The following is a 12,248-nucleotide window of genomic DNA, read 5'->3' on the forward strand; positions in this document are numbered from 1 at the left end:
ATTAAGAATGTACAGTACAGAATTAGGGATAAATTTTTTTGGTAATGAATCCAATAAAAAAAGACAACATAATAAGATAGAAATACTGAAAAAGAATATTAAAAATTTAAAAATATTTCTTATAATTGCTGGTACTAATACATCACAAATTCCAGGAATTTCCGCAGCAGGTATTAATGCAAAATCAAGGAGAAAAACTGCGCTCGCAGATGCCGAATTTTTGCTTGAGGGTGCTTCAAAAGATCATAAATATAAATTACCTCTTCTCAATGCAGGTGTAACTCCGGCCCTAATAAGTCATGTTTGTTCAAAGCTTATAAATATTTATCCAGTGATTGTTCCTCTGGGAATAGGAGCAAAGCCTTACTTTAATCATTTGGTTGTAGAAGATAGAAATTTGGGCCCATCAAATTGTCTTACTACTGGTAAATCGATGACTAAAGAGAGAGTTTTAGATCTCTATGAAAAAGGTCTTGCAATAGGAAAATCATTAACACAACCAGTTTTAATTTCTGAATCTGTACCGGGGGGCACCACAACTGCTCAGGCAGTAATGGAAGCTTTTGGTTTGCAGGTATCTAATTTAGTAGGGAGTAGTTTATTTAAAGCTCCAAGAGAACTAAGAAGACAAGTTGTTAAAAGAGGACTTTTCAATGCAAATTTCAAGGCTGATTTTGACTCTTTTGATGTTGTCGCGGCGGTAGGTGATCCTTTCCAAGCTTTCTCAATGGGTCTATTAATTGGTGCCAGGTTAGCAAAACAACCTGTAATATTGTCTGGAGGAAGTCAGATGTTAGCGGTCATTTTGCTTGTATTAGAATTTTTAGATGAAAAAAATAAAGATGAATTCATTGAAGATGTTTTTATTGCGACAACTGGGTGGCTTTTGAAAGATAATTCTCTAAATGATTTAGTAAATCTAATTAATGAAAAATATGATGTCAAATTATTAGGTTTAGCAAGTCCTTTGAATTTCAAATCTTCAAATTACAAAGAATTGAAGGATTATGAATTAGGTCATGTAAAAGAAGGTGTAGGTGCTGGTGGAATATCATTGCTTGCTTTTTTAGATGGATTTAAAAATGAAGAAATAGTTTCATTGTGTCAACAAAATCTGGAAATGATGAAGGGCCTAGGTCAAATTTCTTTAGAGAAGGATTGCTGAATGTTTTCAAAATTTGTAACCAGAAGAGAATTTTTAAATTGTGGTAAGCTTTCGCTTTTATTTTTCTTAAACTCTTGCAGTAATCTACCTAATAAAGTAAAAATTGCATTACAAAATTCTTTTTATCCAGAATCTTTTAAAGATACGATTCCAAAAGATTGGAAGCAGGAAAAAATTAATTTTGAAAATATTCGGCTACAAAAAAATAGAAACACAATTTTCAATTCTGACTTTACTTTAATAAATGATGGATGGATTTCTAGTATAGATTTTTCAGAATTTGAAAAAATAAATGAATATGCACTGTTCGAAAATTTGGATAAGAGATCGATAGATTTTTTGGGAAGCTTCAATCAAAATCAGAGGAGTAAATTATTTCCTATTGGCGTAGTACCCTATACAATTATCATTAAGAATAATAAAGAATTAATAAGTTCAGCCAGAACATCTTGGGATTTTCTTCTTTCTAAAAAATTAAATGGGAAAATTATTTTTCCACAAAGTCCCAGAATAATATTGTCAATTGCTCAAAAAATTAATTCATCTAATTCTTTAAAAAAACTCAAAAGCCAAGCAATGTTATTTGATGATAAAAATATGCTCAATTGGTTGATTAATTCGGATGCTATTGTCGCAATAGTTCCTTATAGTCTTTGTTCAAAATATTTAAAAATAGATCCAAGGCTTTCTTTAGTTTTCCCAAGCCAAGGCGTACCTTTGATGTGGCATTTTCTACTTAGTCGATCAAATCTAAATAATGCAATATTAATTAAATGGATTAAATTTTTAGAAAATAAATCAATAGTAGATAAATTAGTAAGCCAGGGTTGGTATCTTCCATTCAATAGTGATTATTTGCAAAGTAAATATAAATCTGAAATGCTCCCCATCTCAGGACCTTCTGAGAAATGTTGGGAAAATAGTTGGTCTTTCCCTGTCTTAACAAATGAACAAAAAATTAATCTTAAAAATATTTGGAATGAGTCCTTATCCCCATAATCTTTTTGTAGGATTTTCAATTAATAAGTTATGAGTTTCCTTTAATAAATTTGGTATATCTAATTTACTAGGACATTTAGGAACACATTCATTACATTCTTGACAAAATGAGGAATTTTTTTCTTCCCACCAGTGGCCAGCTTTTCCTATTAAATTGTATCTTTCTTTTGAAAATTCTAATTGGCCATAACCAATAGATATATTTCTTAAACGAAGTATTTCTGGAATAGGGACTTCATTTGGACATGGAAGACAAGATCTACATTGTTCACATTTGGTTGAGTTTAATCTTTCATTAGAAACTTCCTCAATTTTATTCAGGGCGCTTTTTTCAAGTTTTGTAAGCTTCTCGAATGAGTTTCTAAGTTTATGGGCAAATTCAAAATCTTTTTTGTTTGACGCCCCCAAGGATAAAGTTGTAATGCCTTTTGCCAGCAGAAATCGATACGCTAATTCTAATGGATGAAAAGGCTTAGAGGCCTCTATCAAAATATCACTTGGAGAATACAATCTACCGCCTTTATCAGCAGGTGATATTGCTAAAACTCCCATACCTTTTTTTATAGCTTCCTCTGCTAAAGCAATCTTAGATTGATCTAAATAATGTAAATGAAGACTACAAAAAGTAAAAACTTCAGAGTTAATTGCATCTTTAATTAGTGAATAACTTCCGTGAGAACTAAAACCAACTTGATCAACTAGTTCCTTCTCAAGTATCCAAGATATGAATTTCTTACCCTCTCCAGCAAGAACCCAATCTAGATGTTCTTTTAAGTTGAGTCCGTGAATTGCAAGATTATTAATTTTCTCTCGATTTAAATTTTTAAGAGACTTTTTAAAATTATTTTTTAAAAAGTCAAAATCACCCTTTGGTAAAACTTTGGAAGTAATCACCCAATTTTTTTCTTTTATATTCTCCTCTATTGCTAATTTTTTTATTGAATTTCCAATAAGTGATTCAGCATCACCATAAGAGGGTGCTGTTTCTATGTGGTTAATTCCTACATAATATGCATTTTTTATTATGCTATACATTTTTTCGAGACTTTCAGTTGCTCGCATTGTTCCTAAAGTGAATAAGCTCACTTTCGGCCCTCTACCAAATGATCTTTTTTGTGAATTAATAATCATCTAAATATTATCAATTTCTTTTTATTGACTCTTTAATTTATTTATAGTTGAAAATCATTTAAAGTAAATTAGAGTAAATACAAAATTTTGCAAAAATATTTTTCTTAAAGCTATGTTTACAGGAATAATTCAATCAGTTGGAAAACTAAGACAAGAAAAAAATATTTTAGAAATTGAAATTCTAGATAATTTATTTGATATGGCAATCGGTGACAGCATAGCTGTTGATGGAATTTGTTTGACAGTTAAAGAGATTTTTCAAAATAAATTTACTGTTGATGTTAGTGAGGAGACATTAAAAAAAACAACTTTAGGAGTAAAGTCGAACCTGAATCAGATTGTTAATTTGGAGCCCGCTCTTCGGGTGTCTGACCGTCTAGGAGGGCATATAGTCAGCGGACATGTTGATGGCCTTGGAACAGTTGAGAATATAGAAAAATTAGAGAAATCTTGGCTTTTATCAATAAAGTGGAAAAATAATAATTTTTCAAAATATGTAGTTAATAAAGGGAGTATTTGTGTAAATGGTATAAGTCTTACGATTGCAAAATATGAGCAGGAAGGAGAAATATTTACTATTGCGATAATTCCTCATACTTGGCATAACACAAATCTGAATAAATTAAATATCGGTGACAGCGTAAACCTTGAGGCAGATGCATTAATTAAATATGTAGAGAAATTACTTTTATTTAATAAAAATAGTAATCAAGATTTATCTTCAAATAATATTTCTTCCGAGTGGCTTAAAGAAAACGGTTGGTAAAATATATTTTTTAATTTAATGGAATCAGATAAATTGTTTTTGACTCTTTTTTAAGATCGATTTTAAATTCCTGACCAGGTTGTAGACCTAATTTTTTGGTGTAGGCATGACCAATTAATAGGTTCCCATTGCCATGAACTTTAGTTTTGAATTCTGTCTGTCTGCCTCTTGAAGCTCTATTACCATTTTTCCCCAGACGACCATTTCCTATTTTGTAACCCTTAGCTTCGATAAGCGCCCTATAAAAACTTTTTCTTAAGATTCTTCCACTTGGACCTACGTACCCACAACCTTTTGCTATCTCATCTTCAGATTTTTTGCTTAATAACTTTGCTTTTTCAAGAAGTTCTTTTCCTTCAAGCATTATCTGACAAAATCATAATTATATATTCTTACTAAAAAGGAGAACTGTGGCAATATAAATTAATAAAAAATATATTTAATTTTTTGAAATTTAGTTTTTTATAAAAGATACAAAATAATAAATAAAACAACCCATATTCCATCTACAAAATGCCAGTACAATTCAACAGCTTCCAATGGGAACATATTTTGACTAGTTAATCTTCCCCCATTGATTCTCGATTGCCAAGCAATAATTAAAATCATTAAAGTGCCTAAAGTGACATGTAATCCATGAAAACCAGTAAGAGCATAAAAAGTACTTGCAAATAAATTATCGGTTAATCCAAAAGGTAAATGAAAATATTCAAATAATTGACATATTAAAAATATAATTCCAAGAAAAGCAGTAAAAAATAACCATTTTTGGGAATCTGAGTTTTTATCTTTTAAAAGTGCTTTGCCTGCTTTATGGAAAGTTGCACTACTAACAAGTAACAAAATTGTATTGAGAGTAGGTATTGGTAGTTCTAATTCATAAATAGCACCATCTGGTAATGGATTTACTGCTTTATAAGTTAAATAAGCAGCAAAGAATCCAGCAAAAGTCATTCCGTCCGCAATTAGGAAAGTTATAAGACCAAACATTCTGAAGTCTTCATGCATTTCATTAACTTCAGAATTATTTTTTTGAATTTCTTTTGAGCTATCTAGAGTTGTCATATGTTTTTATTGTTGTTCAGAAATTTCTTTACCATAACCATAAGGTTCTTCAACTAATGGAGCTTCTCCTTCCCAATTTTCAACTGGAGGTGGAGAGGATGTTAACCATTCAGGTGTAAGAGCATCCCAAGGGTTATCGCCAGCATCTTTCCCATTTCTTACGCTGAGGAACACATTGATTAAAAAAGGAATTGTACTTATAGCCATCAAAAGAGCCCCAAGGCTACTAATTTGATTAACGAACTGGAATTGAGGATCATATTCTGCAACTCTTCTTGGCATTCCATTTAAACCAAGCCAATGTTGAGGAGCAAAGCACAAGTTAAATCCAATAAAGGTAATGATAAAATGTAAAATTCCTAAGTTTTCATTGAGCATTTTCCCAGTTACTTTGGGGAACCAATGATAAATTGAAGAGAAAATAATAAAAACAGTCCCTCCATAAACTATGTAATGAAAATGGGCTACAACGAAATAGGTATCATGTACGTGAATATCGAAAGGTACCTGTGCCAAAGCAACTCCTGTAATACCTCCAAAAACAAAATTTATAATAAATCCGCAAGAGAATAGCATTGCACTATTGATGGAAATTTTACCTCCCCATAATGTTGCAACCCAATTGAAAAATTTTATACCTGTTGGAACAGCAATAAATGCTGTGGCAATAGTAAAGAACAATCTCATCCAAGGGGGCGTTCCACTCGTAAACATGTGATGCGCCCAAACAACTAAACCTAAAACTACTATCCCCATTATTGAAAAAACCATTGTTGTATATCCAAAAAGTGGTTTTCTAGCATGTACAGGAAGTATTTCACTAACTAAACCAAAGGCAGGAAGGACCATGATGTATACAGCTGGATGAGAATAAAACCAAAATAAATGCTGATAAACTACGACATTGCCACCTAAAACAGGATTGAAAAAACCTGTATTAGCGATGATATCGAAGCTAAGTAGAATTAAAGTTCCTGCTAAAACAGGAGTTGACAAAACAACTAATAGACTTGTCCCAAGCATTGCCCAACAATACATTGGCAATTGCATAAGTTTTAATCCTGGCCTTCTTAATTTTATAATGGTCGCGATAAAGTTTATTCCACCAAATATAGAACTGCCTCCAAGTAATAGAACGCTAAGAATCCAAATAATTTGTCCCGATTGAGGAGTAGTTATGCTCAAAGGTGGATAAGCCGTCCATCCAGCCTGAGCAGCACCCTCAACAAAATAGCTTGCTACTAGCATCAAACCTGAAGGAGGAATTAACCAAAACGCTACGGCATTTAATCTTGGGAATGCCATATCTCTCGCACCTACATAAAATGGTATTAAATAATTTCCAAAAGCACCGTTTACTACAGGCACTATCCATAGAAATATCATTATTGTTCCGTGTAAAGTTAAAACTTGGTTATAAACATCTCTTGGCATAAAATCAGACATTGGACTAGCTAGTTCAATTCTTATAGCGCTCGCTAAGGTTCCTCCTATTAAATAGAAAAGAAAACCGCAAACTAAGTACTGTATCCCAATTACTTTATGATCAAGGCTAAAACTAAAGTATCTAAGCCAGCCTTTAGGTTGAAGGCTTTCATTATTAGTTTTTTGTGGATCAATTGATATTGTCATAAATTTACCTCTGGTTTTTTATTTTTGTTAAACCATTCGTTGTAATCTGATTCTTCTTCAACAATTATGGAGGCTCTCATTCCTCCATGATATGGACCGCATAATTCTGCACAAATTATTGGATATTTTCCTACTTTTGTAGGAGTGAAATTTAGAATAGTAGGTTGTCCAGGAATAATGTCCTGTTTTATTCTGAACTCTGGAACCCAAAAAGCATGAATTACATCTTTAGATTCCATTTTCATTGATACTTTTTGATCAACAGGAACGTGTAGTTCTCCTGATATGAAATTGCCCTTGGGATAATTGAATAGAAATGCAAATTGCATAGCTGACACCTCAATTGATAAATTATTTATTGCTATTTCATTATCAGAAGTTTGACTTATGCCAGCCCATATTTTTTCAGTGTTAGAAGTCATCATTCCGTGATTATGATTTAGTTCTTTCATCCCTCCCATTCGATCGTAGATGTTGTAGCTATATAAACCTATTAATAAAACAATTATTGAAGGGATAATTGTCCATACAATTTCTAAGCTTAAATTTCCCTCTAAAGCTATACCGTCGCCTATCTGATCATTTCTTTTTCTAAACTTAAATAAGCTATAAATAACAGCTATTGTCATTCCTATAAAAATAATTAATCCAATGATGAAAAGAATTTTAAAAAGTTCATCGTAAATTGGGGCATTAATACTTGCTTCAGCTGGGAGCAAATTTACATTAAAACCAATCCAAAAAGATATAGCAAAAACGAGTGAAATAATTAGTATTAAATAAATGTTTTTATTTAACAATTGATCTCTAAAAATTTGTATTTATATTCTCAAGATATTCAATTTTTTTAATCCTGCATCCTTTGTTAAAAGAAAAACATTTAAATTCACAACTTCTTAAGATTTATGAAATAAAAGGCGTATTATTAATAACTTTTTAGAGTTAATTGTCAGGGAAAAAAGATTAAATTAGTAAATTATTTTTTAAATTAAACATATTAATTTTTAATTAATGTTTGGTATTTGAATCTAATTTATTATGCAAAATAATAGGTTTTATCCATTTGATTAATAGTCAATTATATAAATCAAAATATCTGACAATTTTTAAAAGGTTGGGAAGTCATAGTGTACTTGCACTTATCGCACTAATCGTAATTGGTGGTGCTACGAGAGTCATGGAGGCAGGGCTTGCATGCCCAGATTGGCCATTATGTTACGGATCTTTTTTGCCTTTTAATCATATGAACCTAAGAGTATTTCTAGAGTGGTTTCATCGTCTAGATGCTTTTCTGGTTGGAATATTAATTCTTTTTAAATTTGCCCTTTCAATTCTTTGGAAAAATGAAATTCCAAATTGGTTACCTAAAACTTATTCATTATTACTTTTTCTTGTTATTGTCCAAGGATCTTTTGGAGCTTTAACAGTTATAAACCTGCTTGATTCATATACTGTTACTGGTCATCTTTTAATAGCTTTTCTACTTCTCATCACAACAATTTCAATAAATCAAAATTTAGAAAATGATCAACTAGAAGAGCCATTAATTTGGTGGAGATTATTATTGTTAGTTCCTCTTTTATTTACTCTGATTCAATCTTTTATTGGAGTAAGGCTTTCATCAACCTGGTCAGCACATCTTTGCTTATCTTTTAATAAACAATGTCTAATTCTAAATACTCATAAATTATTTGCTTTCCCAATTGCTTTTTCAATTCTATTAGTTATTGCTACTGCAATTTATAAGAGAAGTTTGCTTAATAAAAATTGGAAATATCTCTTAGCACTCATCTTTCTATTTTTTTTCCAAATTGCTTTGGGTGTTTTAAGTCTTAAAACAAATTTGAATGAACCTATTTTTATTATTGGTCATCAACTTAACGCCTCTTTATTTATTGCGATATTAACAACATTAATTTTTAGAAATCCTTTTACCAAAAAAGGCCTAAACCACTCCCTAAATTCTCAAATGGTGGGTATCAATTCATGAACAGTAGTAACTTAGAAAACTTGAACTATAAATCATCAATTAGAGATGAAGTTGTACCTTCAAGAAAAAGATTAACTTTGCCGCCTTGGCTTGAAGTCGCAAAACCTAGATTAATCCCACTTTTATTGGCAACAACTTTGGGAGGAATGGCTCTAACAGAAGAATGGCCTTTGTCTTCACCGAAACTTATCTGTACTTTAGGAGGCGGTGCTTTGGCAGCAGCAGCAGCAGGAGCTCTTAATTGCTTGTGGGAAATGGAATTAGACAAGAAGATGATAAGAACTAGCAAAAGAGCCTTGCCAGCAGGAAAGTTGTCTTCTGAGACTGTATTTTTAGCTGCCGTATCATGTACTTTGGCAGCTTTGATGCTTTTAGTAAGTGGTGTAAATTATTTGGCTGCGGGATTAACTCTTCTTGGTTTATTTAGCTACGTAATTTTATATACAGTTATTTTGAAACCTCGTACAACAAAAAATATTGTTTTCGGAGGAGTTGCTGGTGCGATACCACCTTTAGTTGGAGCATCTGCTGCTACAGGGCATGTAGGTCTTAGTGGTTGGTGGTTGTTTGGTTTAGTAATGTTATGGACCCCAGCTCATTTTTGGGCACTTGCAATTTTGTTGAAGGATGATTACGCATCTGTTGGTATTCCTATGCTCCCTTCTGTTAAAGGATCTGTTTTTACTGCTAAAGCGATTTCTCGTTATGGATGGGCAACAGTTTTAATGAGTATTATGGGAGTCTTTGCTTTACCTGAAGGGGGCTTATTATACGGCATTATGTTATTGCCATTTAATGGAAGACTTTTGCAATTAATAAATGAATTAAAGAAATCTCCTGATGATCTTTCAAGAGCAAAGTCTCTTTTTAGGTGGTCTATTCTCTATATGTTTGGTATTTGTCTTTTGTTATTAATTTCCAGAACCCAACAATCCGTAGAATTTGAGCAGCAATCTATGCAAATATTTTTATCTATAGTATCCCTGCTTAGTAATTAAATTAGATGTAAAATGTTTTTAAGAAATAGTAAGTTTGATGAATTATATAAAAGTTAAAGGGCTCTCAAAATCTTATTCAGAAATCAAGGCTTTAAAAAATTTATCAATGGAAATTGAAGCTGGAACATTATTCGGAATACTAGGTCCAAATGGTGCTGGTAAATCAACACTTATAAAAATACTCGCTACTTTAATAGAGCCTGATGGTGGAGAAGTTTTAATAAATAATATTAATCTGATAAAAAATTCAAGGAAAATTAGAGAATTAATTGGTTATGTTGCCCAGGATATTGCACTTGATAAAATATTAACTGGACGAGAGCTTTTGGATTTTCAAGCAGATTTATATCACATCAATAAAAACAAAAAATTTGAAAGGATAAAGAAATTAATAGATCAATTAGAAATGAATGATTGGATTGATCGTAAGTGCGGAACTTATTCAGGGGGAATGAAAAGAAGAATAGATCTTGCAGCCGGACTTTTACATTTGCCCCAAGTATTAATATTGGATGAACCTACAGTTGGTTTAGATATTGAAAGTAGAAATATCATATGGCAACTTTTGAAAGATTTGAGAAATAATGGAATGACTATTATTTTAAGCAGTCACTATCTTGATGAAATAGATAAATTGGCAGACAAATTAGTGATAATTGATGATGGAAGAGTCATAGCACAAGGGGCTCCTACAGAACTGAAAAATAAATTAGGAGGAGATAGAGTAACTTTGAAAGTAAGAGAATTTAGTAATCAGGAAGAAGCAAAAAATATATGCCAAATTTTATCTTCAATAGATGGAATTAGTCAGACTATAATAAATGAATCTCAAGGTTTCTCGATAAATTTTGTAGCAGATAAGGAAAAAGATTTACTTACGAAGCTCAAAGTGGAATTGGCCTTCTCAAAGTTTGAAATTTTTTCTCTTACCCAAAGTCAGCCAAGCTTGGATGATGTATATCTTCAGGCAACAGGGAAAACATTATTGGATGCCGAAATTTCTATGGCAGGGAAAAGAGACCTTAAAAAAGAATCAAAGCAATCAATGCGATAAAAAAAATTCTGGTTAACTAACTATAATGAAATTAATTACTGCAAATTATGGAATTACAACAGTATAATTTGTCTTTTTTATATCAAGAAACATTTGCCTTAACAAAGAGATTATTTATTCAATTAAAAAGAAGACCATCAACTCTTTTAGCTGGAATATTACAACCTATAATTTGGCTTTTTTTATTTGGGGCATTATTCTCTAAAGCTCCTGAAGGTTTTTTACCAGGAGTTGATTCTTATGGGAATTTTTTAGGAGCAGGACTTATTGTCTTCACTGCTTTTAGCGGAGCCCTAAATTCTGGTCTTCCTTTAATGTTTGATAGAGAGTTTGGATTTCTTAATAGATTACTTGTAGCTCCTTTAACCAGTAGATTATCCATAGTTTTATCTTCTTTTTTTTACATAACAATCCTGAGCTTTGTTCAGAGTATTGTAATAATGGTTGTTTCATACATTTTGGGTTATGGATGGCCTAACTTATATGGTTTAGGAATTGTTTTTACAACACTAATTCTATTGGTTCTTTTTGTTACATCAATAAGTTTATGTTTAGCGTTTGTCTTGCCAGGACATATTGAATTAATTGCTCTTATATTTGTAGTAAACTTACCTCTTCTTTTCGCAAGCACTGCTTTAGCTCCAATCTCTTTCATGCCAAATTGGCTTGGCTGGTTAGCCTCATTAAATCCATTAACTTTTGCTATTGAACCTATTAGGACTGCTTATACAGAAACTATGAATTTAGAATTAGTGGCTTTACATGCCCCATATGGTGATTTAACTTGTAAGAGTTGTATATCAATTTTATTTTCTTTAACAGTTTTATCCTTGATTATCATAAGGCCTCTGTTAAATAAGAAGTTAAATTAATAAATTTATGCTTTTAAAAAATCATCTAATAGAAGTTTTTAAAAAAGCCTCTTCAGAAAATAATTTTTTGCTTAAAGAAAATATTGTTCTTAAGTGGGTCCATAGATTTGGGATTGATTCTTTAAGTGATTTATTAATCCATAGTCCAGTACAAAAGGAAAATCATGAAGAAGAAAATCAAGAACAAATAACTTTAATTGAGGAAAATCATGAAGAAGAAAATCAAGAACAAATAACTTTAATTGAGGAAAATCATGAAGAAGAAAATCAAGAACAAATAACTTTAATTGATGAAAATCATGAAGAAGAAAATCAAGAACAAATAACTTTAATTGATGAAAATCATGAAGAAGAAAATCAAGAACAAATTAAACTTGAATTATCAAAAACTGTTGAAAATATAGAAGAAAAAAATTGCGAATCAAATCACTTAAAAATTTCTAACAATAATCAAGTCTTTAATATTAAACAAAATTCTAATCAAATAAATCAATATATTAAAACCCCAAAATTGCCACTACCCAATATTAGAAATTTAAGAAAGTGGATTAATGACGATAAAAAAGCAAGTTAAAT

13 protein-coding genes are annotated in these 12,248 nt (G+C 31.2%); 8 read left to right on the top strand and 5 right to left on the bottom strand.

Annotated features, from left to right (window positions below; genetic code table 11):
- The first annotated feature begins 7 nt into the window (after positions 1–7).
- Both cobT and HA149_RS02310 read left to right on the top strand, forming a co-directional pair.
- The gene (cobT, locus tag HA149_RS02305; protein ID WP_209112647.1) at positions 8–1,165 is read left to right on the top strand and encodes a nicotinate mononucleotide-dependent phosphoribosyltransferase CobT; all 1,158 of its coding nucleotides are present in this window, start codon (positions 8–10) and stop codon (positions 1,163–1,165) included.
- A complete protein-coding gene (locus HA149_RS02310) occupies positions 1,166–2,164 on the top strand; it encodes a hypothetical protein (protein WP_209112649.1) in 999 nt (332 codons plus the stop codon).
- Here the strand turns inward: HA149_RS02310 and HA149_RS02315 are convergent.
- Complete coding sequence (locus HA149_RS02315) at positions 2,153–3,295, bottom strand: aldo/keto reductase (protein WP_209112651.1); 1,143 nt, start codon at positions 3,293–3,295, stop codon at positions 2,153–2,155. The genes HA149_RS02310 and HA149_RS02315 overlap by 12 nt on opposite strands.
- A gap of 112 nt (positions 3,296–3,407) precedes the next feature.
- Between HA149_RS02315 and HA149_RS02320 the strand changes: the two genes are divergently transcribed.
- A complete protein-coding gene (locus HA149_RS02320) occupies positions 3,408–4,061 on the top strand; it encodes a riboflavin synthase (RefSeq protein ID WP_209112653.1) in 654 nt (217 codons plus the stop codon).
- A gap of 10 nt (positions 4,062–4,071) precedes the next feature.
- Here the strand turns inward: HA149_RS02320 and HA149_RS02325 are convergent, their stop codons facing one another.
- The 4 genes from HA149_RS02325 to coxB all read right to left on the bottom strand — a co-directional run bounded on the left by HA149_RS02325 (position 4,072) and on the right by coxB (position 7,558).
- Complete coding sequence (locus tag HA149_RS02325; protein ID WP_209112655.1) at positions 4,072–4,425, bottom strand: AbrB family transcriptional regulator; 354 nt, start codon at positions 4,423–4,425, stop codon at positions 4,072–4,074.
- Between the two features lie 98 nt (positions 4,426–4,523).
- Complete coding sequence (locus HA149_RS02330; protein ID WP_209112657.1) at positions 4,524–5,126, bottom strand: cytochrome c oxidase subunit 3; 603 nt, start codon at positions 5,124–5,126, stop codon at positions 4,524–4,526.
- A gap of 6 nt (positions 5,127–5,132) precedes the next feature.
- Complete coding sequence (ctaD, locus tag HA149_RS02335) at positions 5,133–6,758, bottom strand: cytochrome c oxidase subunit I (RefSeq protein ID WP_209112659.1); 1,626 nt, start codon at positions 6,756–6,758, stop codon at positions 5,133–5,135.
- Positions 6,755–7,558, bottom strand: a complete 804-nt coding sequence (gene coxB / locus HA149_RS02340) for a cytochrome c oxidase subunit II (protein WP_209112662.1) — start codon at positions 7,556–7,558, stop codon at positions 6,755–6,757. Before coxB ends, ctaD begins: the two co-directional genes overlap by 4 nt.
- 263 nt (positions 7,559–7,821) lie before the next feature.
- On the opposite strand from coxB, the gene HA149_RS02345 reads away from it, so the two are divergent.
- From HA149_RS02345 to HA149_RS02365, 5 genes are read left to right on the top strand one after another with little or no spacing between them, the layout of a single operon-like run.
- Positions 7,822–8,748, top strand: coding sequence for a COX15/CtaA family protein (locus HA149_RS02345; protein WP_209113909.1), 927 nt, complete (start codon positions 7,822–7,824; stop codon positions 8,746–8,748).
- The gene (locus HA149_RS02350) at positions 8,745–9,746 is read left to right on the top strand and encodes a heme o synthase (protein WP_209112664.1); all 1,002 of its coding nucleotides are present in this window, start codon (positions 8,745–8,747) and stop codon (positions 9,744–9,746) included. The genes HA149_RS02345 and HA149_RS02350 overlap by 4 nt, the downstream gene beginning before the upstream one ends.
- Before the next feature lie 37 nt (positions 9,747–9,783).
- Positions 9,784–10,800 carry an ABC transporter ATP-binding protein gene (locus HA149_RS02355; RefSeq protein WP_209112667.1) on the top strand — a complete coding sequence of 339 codons (1,017 nt, stop codon included), beginning with the start codon at positions 9,784–9,786 and terminating at the stop codon, positions 10,798–10,800.
- A 47-nt stretch (positions 10,801–10,847) separates the two neighbouring features.
- The gene (locus HA149_RS02360; protein WP_209112669.1) at positions 10,848–11,672 is read left to right on the top strand and encodes an ABC transporter permease; all 825 of its coding nucleotides are present in this window, start codon (positions 10,848–10,850) and stop codon (positions 11,670–11,672) included.
- A gap of 7 nt (positions 11,673–11,679) precedes the next feature.
- Positions 11,680–12,246 carry a glycoprotein gene (locus HA149_RS02365; RefSeq protein ID WP_209112671.1) on the top strand — a complete coding sequence of 189 codons (567 nt, stop codon included), beginning with the start codon at positions 11,680–11,682 and terminating at the stop codon, positions 12,244–12,246.
- Positions 12,247–12,248: the final 2 nt, after the last annotated feature.

Origin of the sequence: Prochlorococcus marinus XMU1406 (assembly GCF_017696055.1) — a bacterium.
Taxonomy (GTDB): Bacteria; Cyanobacteriota; Cyanobacteriia; order PCC-6307; family Cyanobiaceae; genus Prochlorococcus_A; species Prochlorococcus_A marinus_W.